At 63.9% G+C, this 17745-nt stretch carries 13 protein-coding genes and 2 pseudogenes; 7 read left to right on the plus strand and 8 right to left on the minus strand.

The window, feature by feature from the left end:
• Positions 1 to 67: 67 nt before the first annotated feature.
• The 3 genes from LWH48_RS02905 (at position 68) to LWH48_RS02915 (ending at position 2647) form a co-directional block, all read left to right on the plus strand.
• On the plus strand, positions 68 to 1036 hold the full coding sequence (locus LWH48_RS02905) for a DUF1853 family protein (protein ID WP_232911189.1): 969 nt from the start codon (positions 68 to 70) through the stop codon (positions 1034 to 1036).
• Between the two features lie 134 nt (positions 1037 to 1170).
• On the plus strand, positions 1171 to 1827 hold the full coding sequence (locus LWH48_RS02910) for a hypothetical protein (RefSeq protein ID WP_232911190.1): 657 nt from the start codon (positions 1171 to 1173) through the stop codon (positions 1825 to 1827).
• A gap of 286 nt (positions 1828 to 2113) precedes the next feature.
• Positions 2114 to 2647: a FlgO family outer membrane protein gene (locus tag LWH48_RS02915; RefSeq protein WP_232911191.1), complete on the plus strand. Its 534-nt coding sequence runs from the start codon at positions 2114 to 2116 to the stop codon at positions 2645 to 2647.
• Between the two features lie 2 nt (positions 2648 to 2649).
• On the opposite strand, the gene LWH48_RS02920 is transcribed toward LWH48_RS02915, so the two are convergent.
• Entirely contained in the window at positions 2650 to 3636 is a 987-nt protein-coding gene (locus LWH48_RS02920; protein ID WP_232911192.1) for an OmpA/MotB family protein, read from the minus strand.
• Positions 3637 to 3835: 199 nt separating this feature from the next.
• Positions 3836 to 4921, minus strand: a pseudogene (locus tag LWH48_RS02925) (IS256 family transposase); the annotation flags it as partial.
• A gap of 96 nt (positions 4922 to 5017) precedes the next feature.
• Between LWH48_RS02925 and istA the strand changes: the two are divergent.
• The gene (gene istA / locus LWH48_RS02930) at positions 5018 to 6541 is read left to right on the plus strand and encodes an IS21 family transposase (RefSeq protein WP_442908287.1); all 1524 of its coding nucleotides are present in this window, start codon (positions 5018 to 5020) and stop codon (positions 6539 to 6541) included.
• Positions 6534 to 7307: an IS21-like element helper ATPase IstB gene (istB, locus tag LWH48_RS02935; RefSeq protein WP_133483961.1), complete on the plus strand. Its 774-nt coding sequence runs from the start codon at positions 6534 to 6536 to the stop codon at positions 7305 to 7307. Before istA ends, istB begins: the two co-directional genes overlap by 8 nt.
• Positions 7308 to 7365: 58 nt before the next feature.
• Here the strand turns inward: istB and LWH48_RS02940 are convergent.
• Positions 7366 to 7548, minus strand: a pseudogene (locus LWH48_RS02940) (IS256 family transposase); the annotation flags it as partial.
• A 194-nt stretch (positions 7549 to 7742) separates the two neighbouring features.
• On the opposite strand from LWH48_RS02940, the gene LWH48_RS02945 reads away from it, so the two are divergent.
• Positions 7743 to 8531, plus strand: a complete 789-nt coding sequence (locus tag LWH48_RS02945) for an EAL domain-containing protein (protein WP_232911193.1) — start codon at positions 7743 to 7745, stop codon at positions 8529 to 8531.
• Here the strand turns inward: LWH48_RS02945 and LWH48_RS02950 are convergent.
• From LWH48_RS02950 to LWH48_RS02965, 4 genes are all read right to left on the minus strand, one after another.
• Entirely contained in the window at positions 8515 to 12513 is a 3999-nt protein-coding gene (locus LWH48_RS02950) for an EAL domain-containing protein (protein WP_232911194.1), read from the minus strand. The two genes, LWH48_RS02945 and LWH48_RS02950, sit on opposite strands and share 17 nt — an antisense overlap.
• Positions 12514 to 12640: 127 nt before the next feature.
• The gene (locus tag LWH48_RS02955) at positions 12641 to 14551 is read right to left on the minus strand and encodes a diguanylate cyclase domain-containing protein (RefSeq protein ID WP_232911195.1); all 1911 of its coding nucleotides are present in this window, start codon (positions 14549 to 14551) and stop codon (positions 12641 to 12643) included.
• Positions 14548 to 15429, minus strand: a complete 882-nt coding sequence (locus LWH48_RS02960) for an ABC transporter substrate-binding protein (RefSeq protein ID WP_232911196.1) — start codon at positions 15427 to 15429, stop codon at positions 14548 to 14550. The genes LWH48_RS02955 and LWH48_RS02960 overlap by 4 nt, the downstream gene beginning before the upstream one ends.
• Before the next feature lie 215 nt (positions 15430 to 15644).
• Positions 15645 to 15866, minus strand: a complete 222-nt coding sequence (locus tag LWH48_RS02965; protein ID WP_089677059.1) for a DUF2835 domain-containing protein — start codon at positions 15864 to 15866, stop codon at positions 15645 to 15647.
• Between the two features lie 88 nt (positions 15867 to 15954).
• On the opposite strand from LWH48_RS02965, the gene LWH48_RS02970 reads away from it, so the two are divergent.
• A complete protein-coding gene (locus LWH48_RS02970) occupies positions 15955 to 16695 on the plus strand; it encodes a putative metalloprotease CJM1_0395 family protein (protein WP_232911197.1) in 741 nt (246 codons plus the stop codon).
• On the opposite strand, the gene LWH48_RS02975 is transcribed toward LWH48_RS02970, so the two are convergent.
• Positions 16692 to 17567 carry a tripartite tricarboxylate transporter substrate binding protein gene (locus tag LWH48_RS02975; protein WP_232911198.1) on the minus strand — a complete coding sequence of 292 codons (876 nt, stop codon included), beginning with the start codon at positions 17565 to 17567 and terminating at the stop codon, positions 16692 to 16694. The two genes, LWH48_RS02970 and LWH48_RS02975, sit on opposite strands and share 4 nt — an antisense overlap.
• Positions 17568 to 17745 lie beyond the last annotated feature (178 nt).

Consider the following 17745-nt stretch of genomic DNA (forward strand, 5'->3'; position numbering starts at 1 on the left):
TACGCTGAAGTATAAGGAAACAAGGGAATACCTGCAGTGTTCCACCGCCAACGCACAGGAAGCTTGCATGACCACCGATGTCCTGCCCCTGCTGTACCGCTGCCATCACCCGCTGGTGCGCGATCTGGCGTGGCTTTTGCTGGTCCCCGACCTGATCCGCATGCCCTGGCCGGGCCGCCCGAGCCGGGAAACGTTGGGCCTGGAGGACGATGAACGCACCGCCCGCTGGCTGGATACCCTGGAGGCCTGGCCGCAGCCGCTGGAGCGATGCATCGGCAACACGCTCAATGGCCGCATGGGGCTCTACCACGAGCGGCTCTGGCAGTTCCTGCTGGCCTGGGCACCGGGCACCGAACTGCTCGCCCACAACCTGCGCGTCATGAGCGGCAAGCTGACCCTCGGCGAGCTGGACCTGCTCTATCGACGCCATGGCGAGGCCTCGATCACCCACCTAGAAGTGGCCATCAAGTTCTATCTGGGGCTTTTCGAGGGGCCGGGCGAGCCCCAGAGCCAGGCGCGCTGGATCGGCCCCGGGGGCGCCGACAGCCTGGCCGGCAAGCGCGAGCACCTGCACCGCCATCAGCTGCGCCTGACCGACCTGCCCGAGACACGAGACGCCATCAGGGCCAAGCTAGGAGCCCATGGACATGTGGCCGATGAGCTGGCGAACCTGCAGCGTCAGGTAGCCATGCCCGGCGTGCTCTTCGCCCCCTGGCAACACCCCTTGCCGCCCCCGCGGGAGGCGACACACGATCACCTGCGTGGATGCTGGCTCTACTGGCGGGACTGGCACCATTACCGCGACGGCCTGCCCCCCGGCACCCATGGCACCCAGCTTCACAAGCCCCACTGGCTCGCCCTGCCCCGCCCCGAGCACCTGCTGCGCCTGCTCGACCTGGAGGCTCAGCTCAGCGAGCACTTCCAGATCCCGGCCGCCCCGCTGCAGATCGCCCTATGGCATCCCGACGCCGGCTGGCACCGTGTCTTCCTGGTCGCCGACGACTGGCCAAGGCAGATACCGCTGCCGCCAAGATAAGAATGTTAAGATTCTTCGCAAACTGGGGTGATCGGGCTGGCGATGGACCGCCAGCTAAAGTTGTCTGGATGTCGGCCGATAGCTACACGAGCATTTACCCCAATTCGTCCTTTTCCAGCCGCCGGACACCTGCGATGCCCTTCACTGAAGCCAAGGAACACGCACCAGGCCGCCTGCATGAGATCTTCGCCGATCCCTACAGTGCCTTTGACAACATGACCACGGAGCGCCTGCTGCATCTGCGAGTGGCGATTGCCGAACTGGTGGAGCGCCCTATCCGGCAGGGCAGTCTCGTGTTGCGAGTCATTCATGGCTGGGAGAATGGCGGATGTTCACCAGAGGCACTGTGTCATCGCGACTATCGAATAGACTCTCTTGGCAGCCTGTGTAGCATCGAAGCCCGCCTCCACGAGGCATTGGAGTGCCAAACTGGCTGCGAGGGTGCAGCCGGCGAGTTGCTGGCAAGGCCATTGGCAGACGCCATCCGCCGTGCCGAACAGAATGGCATGACAATTGATAAAGAGACCCGCCAGACCCCCTCACGCTGGCCCTCCTTCACCAATGGTCTGTGGCTATACACCCTGTTCAAGGTCTACCACCGACTGATCTATGGCGAGGATGATCCCTATCGCTCCATCCACCTCCGCCTACCGGAAGGGGAAAGAGAGATTCACGAATTTCATCTGGAGGAAGGGGAATTTGCCGTCATAAAACCCATAGAGGGCGCCCAGGGGGACAGCATGCTGATGCTTCACCCAAGCCAGTTACCCTCTGTGCTGATGCTGCTGTAAAAATCTGCCTCCATCGGGCCATTCTCGACCAAGGCTGGTTCAAGCTCGTGCATCGGATCGACTTCACGCTAGCCTGGAATAGTTAGCCTGTGAAGTGAGTGGCGTGGTTAGGCCGTCACCAGCAGGAACCCTCGAAGCGATTCAGGGGCAGCCGTCCGCCTCACCTGAGCACGGTAGCCCCCTTTTCCTCTCCGCCGTCACGAGGCCGTTTCTTGGAAGGCTGGGGGAAGGAAAGAAGCCAACGGATAATCACACCCGCAACTCGACCATTGGGAGAAGCAACGCGATGCGCTATGCCCTCTGCTGCCTGGCACTACTCCTGAGCCTGGCAGGATGTGCCAATCACCAAGGCGCACTTCACAATGCACCGCCGCCGCCTTCGCTTGACGATGCCCTGAACAGCTCTGTCGCTGAGATGCTGGAGACCTTTCCTGCCCTCAGTGAGCGCAACCCCAGCGTTGTAGCCGCAAGCTGGATCGACCTTGACGCTCCAGACATTACCACCCCCTTCGGGCGCCTCGGTGCCGAACTGGCACTCTCCTCCCTCGCCCAGGGCGGCATCACAACACGAGAGGTCTTGCTGGAGGGCAGCAACCTTCTAGTTAATCAGGATGGCCTTTCAACCCCCAGGAATCGCACACTCCGGCAGACAAACATCGGCAATGACGGTGCCATACTGATGGGCACCTACGTTCAGGGGCAGGAGACTCTCTATGTGACACTGCGTGTGGTGGTACCGCGTAATGCCACTATCCTGGCTAGCGTTCAGCTGAGCCTACCCCTGGATGAAGACCTTCAGGCGTTACTGCGTCGGAACTAAAGTCACCGGGCCTGGACCGTCACCTCGACCCGCCGATTGCGGGCCCTGCCATCGGCCGTATCGTTACTTTCCAGTGGCCGCGTATCCGCCAGCCCCACTGCACGAAGCCGTGACGGCTCGACCCCCGCCGCCACCAGTGCCTCGACAATAGCAATGGCACGACCACTCGACAGCGCCCAGTTGGAAGGGAACCGCTCGGTACTGATCGGGCGGCTGTCGGAATGCCCCTCGACCGAGACCTCTCCGGGGTAACGCTCAACCAGCTCGCGCAGCCTCCCTGTGACCAGCGCGAATCCCTCATCGGTCAGCTCGGCTTCAGCAGTGGGGAAAAGCAGTCGATCCTCCACCCGCAGCCGCACGCCTTCGGGAATCCGTGAGACCTCCATGCCCTCGAGGTCCGGCAGATAGGGTGCCTGGCGTAGCGACTCCGACACGAACCGCGCCCCGGCTATCGCCTGATCATCCACCTCCTGAAATCCAGCCGGAGGGTTGTCCGTGAGGATCAACAGGGTATCGGCAAGGGGGGCGTTCAGATCCAGGCCGCTGGACAGCACAATGGACGGGGGCGCAACAAGCTGCGACGTGCTCTTGGGAGTCTTGGGGCGAGCAAGCAGAAACGGCGGTGACGGCGCCTGGCGAGGCAGCCCCGCCACGCCCAGTGCCGCGGCAATCGCCGAGGGCACCAGCTGTCCTGCTGGAGCCGATACGGCCCGGCGCTGCAGCCCGGCCTCAAGCAACGGCTCCGGCAATGGTATGCCCAGCTTCGGCTTTTCTGGAGCTGAAGCCACGGCCTCGACTCCCGGTGCTTCGGAATCCACAAGACCCGGTCCTACGCCGATCCTCCCCAGCGCGATCACCAGCACAAGCAGGGCCACCAGCAGGGTCATCACATCGATGTAACTAATCATCCAACCACCGGGATCATCATCCGGTGGCAGCGGCTGCATCAGGTTGTCATGCCGCCCGCGTCCGCGGTGCTCGTCGATCATCTACCCATGCCTTTCTGAGGGTGGCTTGAAAAGAGCAACCTTAGGGCGACGCCCCGCCTGACACAACCACCCTCACCCTGCCCTCGGCACTGATGGCCAGCTTCTATCGGCAACTTCGGCCATATCGGAGGGAATACAACATCACGTTTTCAAGATTTGTCACGCCTGGCGAGTTATAGTCAAATCTGGTGGATGGTGGTCAGGCGGCAGTCCTGTCTGACTGATCGGTTACTTGCTCTCCATCCCGGAACTGGACGTTGTTCACAACCAGCTCCAGCTTTCTAAACCCCTTGATGCGCTTCCAGCGCTTCTCGGCACTCTGGAGCAGCTTGAAGACCATTGCCAGGGTCGTCGCCCGGGAACAGCAGTTCCGGCTGCGCTTGGTCCTCAGTCGGACCGTGGCGAAGGTCGACTCGATCGGGTTGGTGGTGCGGATATGCACCCAGTGCTCTGCCGGGTAGTCGTAAAACGCCAGCAGTTCGTCCCGATCCTTGGCCAGACACGCCATCGCCTTGGGGTACTTGCCCTCGAAGCGCTTCAGCGTGCGATCAAAGGCCTTATGCGCCTCGTCACGGGTCTCGGCCATCCAGATGTCATGGAGGTCGGCCTTGACCTTGGGCTGCACCGACTTCGGCAGCTTGTTCAGCACGTTAGAGGTCTTATGGACCCAGCAGCGCTGATGGTCGGTCGCCGGGTAAATCTTGCTCAGCGCCGCCCAGAACCCCATGGCACCGTCGCCCACCGCCAGTTTGGGAGCCTCGGTCAGGCCGCGCTCTCGCAGACCTGTCAGCAGGGTCTCCCAGCTGTCCGCCGACTCGCGAAAGCCGTCCTCGACGGCCACCAGTTCCTTGCGACCCTGCTCGGTGACCCCGATGATCACCAGCAGGCACAGACGGTCATCTAGGCGCACGTTGCTGTAGATTCCGTCGGCCCACCAGTAAACGTAGCGCCGGTCGGCCAGGTCCCGCTTCCGCCACTCGGTGTGCTCGTCTTCCCACTGTTTCTTGAGTCGTGACACGGTGTTGGCCGACAGGCCCTTGGCCTGGTCGCCCAGCAGCGCCGCCAGGGCCTCCTGGTAGTCGCCGGTGGAGATCCCCTTCAGGTAGAGCCAGGGGATCAGCTCCTCGATGCTGCGGGCACGCTTCAGGTAGGGCGGCAGCAGGCTGCTGTTGAAGCGAGCGCCACCTGCGCTGCGATCACGCACCTTGGGCACCCGCACGCTGACATCCCCGATCCCAGTCTGGATCGTGCGCTCGGGCAGGTAGCCGTTGCGGACCACAGCCTGGCTATAGAGCGACAATTACTCTGGCCGGCCGACGACAACTACTGTGACCGGTTGCCCTAAGCTTGACCGCTTGTCCCGACCCACCAGGGAGCCGGTATGGCGGTCACCAGCCAACAGGTCACGCTCTATATGTCGCAACGTCAACAAGGCCAGACCCAGGAGGTCGCCGCCGCCAAGGCCGGCCTCTCCGTCAGAACCGCTCGCCGCCTCGAACGCCGGGCCGAGTCCTCCGAGCCGCCGGCATCACGGCACTGGCGAACCCGGCCCGACCCCTTCGCCGATGTGTGGGAGACCACGCTCGTCCCCCAGCTGGCCGCCGCCCCGGGCTTGCAGGCACTGACCCTGCTGGAGTGGTTGCAGGAGCAGCACCCCGGCCAGTACCCGGACAGCCTGCTGCGAACCCTGCAGCGCCGGGTCAAGGGCTGGCGAGCCGCGCATGGCCCGGAGAAAGAGGTAATGTTCCCGCAAACCCATGGCCCCGGGCTGCGCGGCCTCTCCGACTTCACCGAGCTCAAGGGGATTGTCATTACCGTGGCAGGGGAGCTGCTTGATCACCGGCTCTACCACTTCCGCCTGGCCTACAGCGGCTGGTGTTATGTCCGGGTGGTGCTCGGTGGCGAGAGCTACCCGGCGCTGGCTGAAGGCCTGACCCGTGCGCTGGAGCGGCTTGGCGGTGTCCCCGCGGAGCACCGCACCGACAGCTTGTCGGCGGCCTTCCGCAACCTCGGCCGGGAGGCGGAAGCCGACCTCACCGAGCGTTATGCTGCCCTGTGCGCTCACTACGGCATGACGGCCACCCGTAATAACCCGGGGCGCGGCCATGAAAACGCCAGCATCGAGTCGCCGCATGGCCACTTCAAGCGGCGCCTGCAACAGCGCCTGACGCTGCGCGGCTCCCAGGACTTCGCTAGCCTCGATGACTACCAGGCCTTCCTCGATGAGGTGACCACCGCGATCAACCGCCGCAACGCGGCCCGGATCACCGTCGAGCGTGGCGCGCTGCAGCCACTGCCCAGCCGGCCCGGTACCGACTACAGCGAGGTGACGGTGCGCGTCACTACCTCCAGCACCATCCAGGTGCGCAAGGTGCTCTACTCGGTGCCGTCCCGGCTGATCGGCGAGAACCTGCGGGTGCACCTTTACGATGATCGCTTGGTGCTGCATCACGCACAGCAAGCATTGCTGACGCTGAGGCGGCTGCATGCCACGCCGGAAAGCGGCCGGTTGCGGGTCATCGATTACCGCCATGTGATCGGCTGGCTGGTCCGCAAGCCCCGGGCGCTGGCGGGGCTGACGTTCCGCGACGACCTGCTGCCGAGTGCGGAGTGGCGCGAGCTGTACGCCCGGCTGACCGCCGCCTTGCCGGTCGCCGAGGCCTGCAAGCGCATCGTTGGCGCTCTGGCGTTGGCCGCCGAGCAGGACCAGGCCGAGGCGATCGCCAGTTACTGGCTGAGCGCCCTGGCGCGCGGGAAGAGCCCGACGCTGGCCGAGCTCCAGGCCCGCTTCGCCGCCACGCCGAGCGCCACGCTGGTTTTCCCCCAGGTGACTCAGCATGACATCGCCAGCTACAACCATCTGGTGCCCAGCGTGCCGACCACAGAGGTGTGCTGCCATGCCTGATGCCCAGACCCTGCCGCTGCTACTGCGACAGCTCCGCCTGCCCACCATGGCCGCCTGCTGGCCCCAGCTGGAAACCCGCGCCCGAGCCGAAAACTGGAGCCTGCCACAAACACTGGCCGCCCTATGCGAGCACGAGCTGGCCGAGCGTGAGCGACGCCGGCTGGCCCGGCACCTCAAGGAGGCCCGGCTGCCGGTGGGCAAGACGCTGGAGTCCTTCGAGTTCGACGCCATCGCGGCCGAGCAGCGCCGGCAACTGAGCGCCTTGGCCGGCGACACGCAGTGGGTCGACCAGGCTCACAACCTGCTGCTGTTTGGGCCCTCCGGCGTCGGCAAGAGCCACGTGGCGGCCGGGCTCGGGCATACGCTGGTCGACCAGGGTTACCGGGTGCGCTACGCCACCGCCTCAAGCCTGGTCCAGGAGCTCCAGGCTGCCAAGCAGGCACTGCGCCTGAGCGACGCCCTGATCAAGCTCGACAAGTACGCCGTGCTGGTGATCGACGATATCGGCTACGTCCAACGCAGCGAGGCCGAGACGTCAGTGCTGTTCGAGCTGATCGCCCATCGCTACGAGTCGGCCAGCCTGATCATCACCGCCAACCAACCGTTCAGCGCCTGGGACAGCATCTTCCCCGACAGCATGATGGCGGTGGCCGCCATCGACCGGTTGGTGCACCACGCCACGCTGATGGAGCTGAGCGGGGAAAGCTACCGTAAGCGTGCTTATCAACGTCAATTACAAGGAGGAAAAGCCGGGTCGTCAGACTGACGACAATTACCCCACCCAACCGGCCATTTTAATTGTCGCCAAGCGGCCAAAGTAGTTGACGTCGCATAGCCTGGCGGCCATCGTCGAGCCGCTGATCGGCATATTGCGCCAGGAAGGTGGCCAGCTCAGCCTCGACAGCCTTGGCAATCAGGTCACGGGCGCCTTGGCGCAGCAGCTCATGCAGCGGGTCAGCGACCTGGGGTTCTAGTTGTGAAAGAGCCCGGAGGGTAGAATCGGTCATGGCGTATCCACTCTGTTGGTTGAGATCTTGGTCGTGATCAATCAACAGGATACGCCACCCTTCCTACCTCCTCCCATACACCAGACTTGAGCTTAACTCCGCCTGGCCGATAAACATCAATATCATATGGGAAAAGGCGGCCAGCCCTCCCAGCATGGTGGCAACCATCTCACTTACCGCTTTAAGGACGCGCAATGCCCCAGTGTGCCCGAGGACCCCACCGCTGTGCCCGCTGCGATGGGCCACTGCCATTCGACTTCACCATGGCGTTTCAGCCTATCATCGACCTCGCCAGCGCTCGAGTGACCACGTTTGAAGCCTTGGTGCGAGGCCCGGGAGATGAATCCGCCTGGAGCGTAATCTCTCAAGTGACCGATGAGCTGATGTATCGCTTTGACCAAGCATGTCGCGTGAAGGCCATCGAGATCGCCAGCCGGCTGGGCATGCGCGAGCGACTGTCGATCAATTTTTTGCCCAACGCTGTGTACGAACCGGAAGCATGCATCCAGGCAACGCTGGAGGTATCAGAAAAGGTTGGCTGGCCCACCGAAAGGCTAGTCTTCGAATTCACTGAAACCGAACGAGTAACTGATCAGGCGCACCTCAAGCACATCATCGACAGCTACCGCGAGATGGGCTTTACCACCGCGCTGGACGATTTCGGCAATGGCTACGCCAACCTCGACCTGCTCACCGTGCTAGAGCCAGACAAGATAAAGGTGGATCGTGAACTGGTCATGGGATGCGATCAGGATCCGCGGCGTCAGGCGCTGCTACACGCAGTGCGCGGGTTGGCAACGGAGCTGGACATCGAGCTAATCGCCGAAGGCGTCGAAACCCATGGTGAAGCACTCTGGCTGGGCCGCAACGGCATTACTCGCCAGCAAGGCTTCTTTTACGCCAGACCGGCATTCGAATCACTGGGAGAGGACCTGACCCCACGACTGGAGGCCTTGCGCCAGGAACTTAAAGCCATTCCTTGATATGCCCTTCTCGCACCTCGGTCGAAACATCCAGAAACGCCTTGAGCCGCTCGAGCGGCATCGGCCTGGCGAGCAGGAATCCCTGGAAGACGTCGCAGCCATGCTCTTTCACCAACCGATGCTGGGTTGGTGTCTCGATCCCTTCGGCCACCACCTTAAGCCCTAAGTGGTGAGCCATGGAAACGATCCCCAGGGTAATGGCAGAGTCACGGTCGTTGCGCTCGATCTCGCGAATGAAACTGCGATCGATCTTTACCGTGTCGATGGGCAGGTTCTTCAGGTAACTGAAACTCGAATAGCCGGTGCCGAAGTCATCAATGGCCACGCGAATGCCCATCCCTCGCAGCGCATCGAGGGTATCGATGGTGCTATCGGTATTGTTCATCAGCACGCCCTCGGTGAGCTCAAGGGTCAATTGACGGGGCGGTAGTCCGGTCTCCCGCAGTGTCTCGCGCAGGGTGGTGAGGAAGTTGCCGCGATGGAACTGCAGCGGGGAGAGGTTCACCGACACCCCCAGCGAGGTCAGACCTTCTCGGCGCAGTGTCTCCATATCCCGGCAGGCGCGCGATAATACCCAGCGACTGATCGGCATAATCTGGCCAGTCTGCTCAGCGAAAGGGATGAAGGTCGCCGGCGAGATGTTGCCCCGATCGGGGTGTTGCCAGCGCAGCAGGGCCTCCAGGCCGACAACCTCGCCATCACGGCCGAACAGCGGCTGGTAATGAAGCTCAAAGGCTTCTGTCTCGATGGCTTCCTGCAACTCGTTGCGCAGCGCCACCCGTTCGCCAACCCGCGCCGTGATCTCTGGGGTGAACCACTGGTAAGCATTGCGTCCCTGCTGCTTAGCCCGATACATGGCCATGTCTGCCTGCTGGATCAGCTCCATGGGCGGCGTGCCGTCATCAGCGCTGACGGCGATGCCGATGCTGGCAGTCAGGTGCAACTCGTGCCCCTCTATCCGGTAAGGACGCGCCACCAACTCCAGCAGCCGCTCGGCCACCTCCAAGGCCTGCTCTTCCTCCTTGAGGCCATTGAGCAGGATCACAAATTCGTCTCCCCCGAAGCGCGCCAGGGTGTCGCCTCGTCGCAGCACCTGAGTCAGCCGCTGTGCCAGCTGCTGGAGCAGGCGGTCCCCGATGGCATGCCCCAGGCTGTCGTTGATCGGCTTGAACTCGTCGAGGTCGATGAACATCACTCCCAAACGAGTCCCCTGGCGTGCCGCCAGCGCCAGGTCATGTGCCAACCGGTCCTCAAGCATGGCTCGATTGCCAAGTCCAGTCAGCGCATCGTGGCTGGCATGGTAGGCCAGTTGCGCCTCGTAGGCCTTGTGTTCAGAGATGTCGTGCTGGATACCGACGTAGTGGGTCACCTGGCCGGCGTCATTGAGGATGGGCGAGATATACAAGTCGTTCCAGAACGCCTGGCCATCCTTACGGTAGTTGCGCAGGGTGACGTGCACCTCCTGTTCTGCGGCAAGCTGGTCTCGCAGCTGCTGCAGTGCCTGGGGGTCGGTCTCAGGCCCCTGGAGGAAACGGCAGTTACTCCCCAGCACCTCATTCCGCTGATATCCAGTCATCTCAAGAAAAGCCGAGTTGACATACGTCACCGGCATATCCGGGCGGCGCGCATCGGCGATCACAACACCGTTAACACTGGCCTCGATTCCCCGCTCCAGAATACGCAGGCGCATCTCGTTCTCCTGGCGCTCAGTGACATCCTTGGCGATGCCGTAGACCCCCTGGATACGCTCCTCCACTACGATGGGGAGGTTGGTCATATCCAGGCGCCGGGGCTCCCCGTCACGATTGAACACTTCCAGCTCGTAGCGGCAAGGCTCACCGCGCAGGGAGCGTTCGAAGTGTGACTGGATGCGCGGCAGGTCATCGCTATGCACGAAGCGGGAGAAGTGACCGTCAATGATCTCATCGAGTGCGAAGCCAGTTACCGCTTCGCAGTGCGGGTTGGCAGTGGCGAAGCGCCCCTGAAGATCCAGCGAGAAGACCGCATCAGGATGATAGGCGAACAGAGAGCGATAGCGCTGCTCACTCTCGCGCAGAGAGCGACGATCCTGATCCCGCTCGACGGCCAAGGCGACGATATCCACCGCCTGTCGCATCTGCTCGAGTTCCGCCAGGGTAGGCCGTGCATGCTCTGGGGAGTAGACAGCAAAAGTGCCGAGCAGGCGGGTATCACTGGAAATGATCGGGTAAGACCAGCAAGCGAGCAGCGCGTTCTCCCTGACCAGCTCTTGATATCCCTCCCAGGCGGGGTCATTGGGCAGATCATCACATACCACCACCTCACGCCGGTGGGCGGCGCTGCCGCATGCCCCGATGCCCTCTCCGATGGCAATTCGCCAGATCTTTTGGCGGTAAGCTTCGGGCAGCTTGCGGCCGGCAGCAAGGCGAAGATATTTCCCCTCGCGATCGGCCAGCATGATGGTGGAACAGAGACGCCCGGGCAACTGCTCTTCAAGCATGCGGCAGACAGCCTCTAGCGTCTCCTCGAGAGGCGCCTCCTCTGCGATACGTGCCTGGATTTCCTGCTGCTGCAATAAGTGGCGGCGCGAGCGATCGAGGTCCCGAGAACGCTCAGCACTCAACCGCACCAGCCCCAGGCTCAGGGCCAGCAGGTAGCTCAACGTCAGACCACCGAGGCCAATCAATGCCGGCATGCCCACCACACGTGGCCAAGACGAATGGGAAGCCGGGTGAATCGACGGGCTGAGCATCAACCCCCCGGGGAGGCCAATATGGCGAGTCACCAGGCGCGGCGACTGATCAAGTGGCTGTGGAGTGACCCCGGGGGCAGCGAGCTGAAGGATCGTGTCGCCCTGGCGACGCAGCGCTACTTGAAACTCCCCCAATGGCACGCGCAGCTCGCGCTCAAGCAAGGTGGCCATGTCCATAACGGCGAGCAACTGCTGTCCATGGCGAGGTACGGCGATCACAACCAGAGCCAGCATGGGATGCTCAAGATCCGGCACCATCATTCGCGGCTGTTCAAATGGCAGTGCAATCCACTCCTGAACCTCCGTGTCGCGCACCTGCCGAGACAGCCAAGACTCATCCTGAAAGTCCCGCCCTCGCGTCCAACGCCAGTTGCCACCGCCATCCACCAGGCCGAAGGCACGCGCGCTGGGAAGATCGCGCAGCTGGCCGGCAAGATCCTCGTCGATCACGCCCTGATCGAGTCCGCTCGGGGCGGCATTGAGACGCTCGGCAAGGCGTCGAAGCAGCTGCAGCCGCGAGCTCATTACCTGCTCGGCATTGAGCCGGATATTGTCGAACACGAACTCGGCGCGCGCGTTTATACGCGCCTGCTGCTGCCAGCTGAGTAGGTACCAGGCGGCGCTGCTGATACCCACCCCCAATAGGCAGGCTACGATAGCCGTCCGCCCCAGTGGTGGGGTGCCGTTCATGGAGCGCAGACTCGCCGCCAGCATCGCCGCCCCGAATAGCAGCGCGAAGAGTGCCACCAAAAGAGGTGAGGAGCTATCGTGGCTGATAGTGCTTATCTCGCTGGCACCGGGAAGCCACCACAGAAGCAGGGCTCCGACACCGACCAGCAACATACCAACCAGGCGCCACAGGCGCCTCAGTACCCGCAGCGAACTACCCAGTATCAGGCACAGCGAGATCACCAGAAGCAATGAAGCCCCCAATGAACTGAGGCTGCTCCCTTCCCAGCCCCAAGCAGCTGAGGCCGAGTTGCCCACCATCCCGTTATGCAGCACCGCGAAGAGCGCCACCACCCCCAGCAGGATGCCGGCACCACCTCGCAGCCGGGGCTGACGCAGCAGCACGCCCAGCAGCCCCACGCCGGCGGAGAGCGCCGCCATCGCGGCATCTACGGCCAGCAGTACCTGCCCCGCGGCCGTCGCGACATTGGCAAGCAGCGCAGCAAGCCCCATCAGCATGCAAGTGGCCGACACCATCATCAGCCAGGTGTCCAGGGCAAGGTCACGAGTCTTGAAAGGCATGCTTCACGTCCATGTCATTGTTTTCACCAATGGTGCAACGACTCGCCCCGCAACGCCACATTGCGCCCTCCTCCATTAGCCGCAAGCAGTCACCGCGGGAGGGTCCCAAGATGGCGTCAACACGGGATCACAGAGTGACGCGATGCAGCCGGTTCTTGCCACGGCGCTTGGCCTCATACATGGCCTGATCCGCCTGGCGCAGCAGCTGGTCAGCATCCACCTCCTCACTTCCCGAACCCGGCCGGTAGCAGGCGAGCCCGAGGCTGGCCGACACCTGAACCCGTTCGCCGGCCAGCTCCAGAGGGGCATCGATGCTCTCCAAGAGGCGCTTGGCCACCAGTTCCCCTTCCTCAGGCGTGACCAAGTCCACCAGCACCGCGACGAACTCGTCCCCACCCAGACGCGCCAGGGTGTCGTAGGCACGTAGCACGCCACCCATGCGTGCCGAGAGGGCCACCAGCAGCTGGTCCCCGACATCATGCCCCAGCGAGTCGTTGACGGCCTTGAAGCCGTCGAGGTCGATAAAGACCAGGCCGAGCCAGGTCCCACGCCGGTCGACCTGGGCTTGGGCCTGACGCAGCCGGTCGGAGAGCAGCAGGCGATTCGGCAACCCGGTCAGGGCATCGTGCTGTGCCGCCTGCTGCAGCTCACGCTGGTGCCGCTTCAGCTGGGTAATATCCACCAGCAGGCCGACGTAGCGCTGTACCTGGCCGTGAGGGTCGAGCACTGGGCTCAGGGTCAGGCGCAGCGGCTTGATGGTGCCGTCACGGCAACGCCCTTCCATTTCCCCTTCCCAGTGGCCCTGCTCCATCAGCACCTGCCGCATCTTCAACAGGAAGTCGTTGCCATGGTCCTGTGCGGCCAGCATCAGAGCACTGTGGCCAAGCACTTCCTCGCTCGGATAGCCGGTGATGCGCTCAAAGGCGCGATTGACGTCCACCACGGTGCCACCCGGCGAGGTGATCATGATGCCCTCATGGGAGTGAGTGAAGACGCTCGCCGCCAATCTCAGACGCCGATGCTGGGCCTTGAGCTGACGGTTGCCACGCGCCAGAAGCAGCAACAGCAGCGCCACAATCAGGGCGGAGCCAACGGCCACCAGCAACGCGGGACGGAAACGATGCACCACATCACGCCAGGTAAAGGCCGGCACCTGCTCAAAGGGCGGCAGCCTCAAGGTGCGAGCCAGGTTCTCGACCGGCAGGTAGTCCTGGGGCGGCGCGAAGCCTGCCAGTAGCGCCGCCTGGGCGGCCGGTTGGTCCGGTGACAGCGAGAAGAGCGCCACTGCCACCTGACGCATGGTTTCGGCCGGCACATGTGGCAGGGCGATGAAGGGCCACTCGGGGTAAAGGCGCGTCGAGACAGCGAAGGGGAATCCGGCGAAGTGCTGCGGATGAATCACCTTGAGCCGGGAGGGGTCCAACCGCCCCTCCGTTTGCATGCGCTCGATGATACCGGTACGCACGAAGCCCACGTCGACCCGCTCTTCCAGCAACGCTGAGACCACCGCATCGTGGCTGCCCAGTTCGACCAGGTCGTCCTGGTCATCGAGGGGAACACCCGCCTGATGCAGCTCGTAGGCGTGGACCTGGTAGCCTCCAAGAAACCGTTTGCCCGGGATACCGATGCGCAAGCCAGCCACCTCCTGAAGACTGGTGGGCGCCCCCTCCTCGGCGCGGGCCAGGATTACGCCTCCCAGCGCCGTCACCGCCTCCCCCTGCTCACGGCTGATGAGGGTCGCCAGGGCACCGGTCAGGCTGTTGCGACTCCGCAGCCCCATGAAGTGTGCCGGATTGGTCATCAGCAGATCCAGCTGCCGGTGGGCGATGGCCTGGTCGATCTCATCCAGGGTGAGTACCCGCAGCTCGACGCTGGCATGGGGGATTGCCTCGCCAAGATAGTCGGCGAGCGGCTGATAACGCGCCTCTATCACCTCCACGGGGCGGTAGGCGAAGACACCCAGCGTCAGGTCGTGATCCGCAGAGGCGACAACCGGCATCAGCCAGGCCACAAGGGGCAGCAACCAGCGGAAACTCACGGTAACACCGCGCGGGTCGGGAGGAAGTCGCTGCGCACCAGGTGCTCAAGGCTGACCGGAGCCTCCAGTAGTGACCAGGTCCCCATGATCTCGGCCAACTTCTCCGCCGCCTTGGCCACGCCCCCTTCCGGCGCCAGGTAACGATGATTGGTGGCCACGTTGGGCAGTTCCATGCCCGCATAGGAGGCCCTTACCTCCTCGAAGGAGAGGCCGCGCCAGGCACCGATGCGCCGGAAGGCATCTTCGCGAAACATACGCAGATGGGAAAGCCCACGGAAGTGAGACGCCACCAGGTCGGTGAGCGGCCTTTCGCGCCAGTTCAGGCGGTCCTCCCTGACCGCCAGCACGTCCAGGATCAGCTCGGGAAACTCGCTGCTGTCGTAGAGGAGCTCGGCCCCCAGTCGCGCCAGGCGGCTGGCAGTGGGTTCATAGGTCACGGCAACATCAATCTCGCCTCGCTGCCATGCCATTACCTGTCGATCTGGCGGAATATCCAGCAGGGTGACCTCGGCGGGCGACAGTGCCGCGGCTTCAAGCAGTTTGGCGAGCACCAGGCTGCCCACGGCGGTCTGCTCCACAGCAATCCGGGCTCCTTTGAGGTCGCCGAGCGTGGCAAGCGGCCCCCGCGCCATCACCTGATCCGCCCCCACCGAGTCGTTGAAGACCAGTACCGCCTGCAGAGGCAGTCCGGCGGCCCGAGCCTTGATGACTTCGTCAAGGGTCAACGCCGCCCCGTCGAGGGAGCCGTCTTCGAGCCCACGCAAGGAATCACCCGCGTTACGCCCTTCCACCAGGCGAACGGAGGTCGGTACCCAGCCGAACGCCTGGGCAAGATAGAGGGGCTCGTAGCCGGGCCAGGGGTGCAGGCCGATCGTCATCGCTCGACTCGGCCGACAACCTACCAGCCCAGCGGGTGCCGCCATCAGGCACCCCAGCAGGGAAAGGACATCGCGACGGTGCATGGCAAGGCGTCGATATAGAGGATTAGTCAGGCAGAATGCCAGGCGACCCGCGCGGTGTATATAAGCCCAAGCCGAAGGTCGCGTAAGCATTGACTTCGCTCAAAGCAATGGGGGAGTCACGCAAGCCCGCATCACCCCAGTCGCCGGATGGCGCTGAGGCGCCCGGTATCACTGAAGGTCAACCGGAAGGTACCGTGCACCCCATCCCGTGTCACTACACGGCGCAGCGCCTCGGCGGGGAACACCACGCGACGTCCGTCGAGGCTGCGGGTATGCACCTGACCTACCCGGCCTTCATAGTGGGCCAGGCAGGCCTCGTAGCTGAGTTCGATGACCACGTCGATGCTGGGCATGGCAGGGCGGGTTGCGGCAGGAGCTGGGCTTGGCAATACTCTAACAGAAACGAGGCCCGGCCAGCGGGCGCCATCGCCGAGGTGATTCATGTTCGCGACAACAGTAGTAGGCCCGGTGCCGCTGCAGACCGGAGCACAACCCCAGCTCCAGACCTCTCAGCCAACGACCGATCCGGCGGAAGCCACCGCCGACAACAGCGCCAGGAACGCCACCGAGCAGAGCGCCCAGGCCCGCGATACCGAACGCACGCGTCGTCCCACCGAAAGCGAAGCGGCCACCAAGCCAAATGGCGAGGCCTTGAGCGAGACGGAGCTGCGCCAGGTCGAACAGATGAAAGTCACCGACCAGGAGATCCGCCGCCACGAGCTGGCCCACCAAGTTGCCGGCGGCGCCTATACCGGAGCACCCAGTTACTCCTTCGAGCGCGGCCCGGACGGCAACCGCTACGTGGTCGCCGGCGAGGTGCCCATCGATTACGGCCCCGTGCAAGGCGACCCGCGCGCCACAATGGACAAGATGCAGCAGGTGATCGCCGCCGCCCTGGCCCCCGCCGACCCCTCACCCAAGGACCATCAGGTCGCCGCCCGTGCCCGCGGCTACATGATGGCGGCCCAGCTGGAACTGGCGCAGCAGCAGAGCGAGATGGACGGTGCCCGCGAAGGGGCCCCCACCCCAAGTGAGAGCAGCGAGCCACGCAGCGCATCGGTCGAGGCCAGCGACCGCATCGATGCCGCCCGGGCACCTGCCGACCTGGCCCTCAGCCGCTACGACATCATCGCGCGTACCGCAAGCAGCGGCGCCCAGGAGGCCCTGCGCAGCCTCGCCTAACGCCGCTGCGGCACTTCGTCGAGCTGAGACGACAGCGTCTTCGCCTGGACCTCCAGATAGTCGGCATAGGCGTCGGGGCCGCGAAAATCGACCCGCGTCCCATGCTCGCTCTCCAGGCGGTGAACTAGCCCCGGCTGCGACAGCACTCGGCGCAGGGCGCCGAGCCAGGGGTCCAGTGCCTCGCGCGGGGTGCCCGGTGGCGCGAACAGGCCGCGGTCGGTGGTGTTGACGACATCGAACCCCTGCTCACGCAGGGTCGGCACCTCAGGCAGTGCCGACAGCCGCCGATCATCCGCCACCCCCAGCGGCACCAGTGCCCCGTGATCGAAGAGCCGCCTGCCGGCCGGCAGGTTGAGCATGGCCAGGTCAATCTCGCCGCCCAGCAGCGCCGCCACCTGGGAGCCGGTATCGGGATAGCCGACCCAGGTCAGCGCCTCCTGCGACAGCCCCGCCGCCTGGAGGAACTGCCGCCAGAAGAAGGCATCGGTGGAGTCGGGTATCATGCCGACCCTGAGGACGGCGTCCTCTGCCCGCAGACGAGCGACCAGTTCGGTCGCCGAGGATACTCCGACCTGGCGACGTGCTGCCGGGATGTTCACCGTCCGCGTCAGCAGCGCCATCGGCGTGAATGCCTCATGGGAGAGAGACGAGCGACCACTGAGCCGAGCAAGGATCAGGGTCTGGTGGCTGCCGAGCAGTGTGCGGCCGTCCGGGGGTGCCTCCTTAACCAGCAACGCGCCACGCATCCCGCTATGACCCGGTTGGTTGTCGTAGCGGATCGAACTCCCCAGCTCGCGTTCCAGCGCCCTACCCACCTCACGAAATAGCACGTCGCTGGCGCCACCCGGGCCAAAGGGCACTACTAGCCGCATTGCAGGATCGCTCGCCTGAGCGACGCCGCCGAGGGTAAGACAAAAAAGCCAACACCCTGCCAGCCAGCGAAGCCCTCTCCATCCGGGCATGGCGACTTCCTCATATCGAACCGAAACTCACAGACTTATGTCAGGGGGCGTGGAAAGCAAGCGTTTAAGATAATCACCCTACGGCCGA

The sequence above is a fragment of the Halomonas sp. G15 genome (genome assembly GCF_021282295.1).
GTDB lineage: Bacteria > Pseudomonadota > Gammaproteobacteria > Pseudomonadales > Halomonadaceae > Halomonas > Halomonas alimentaria.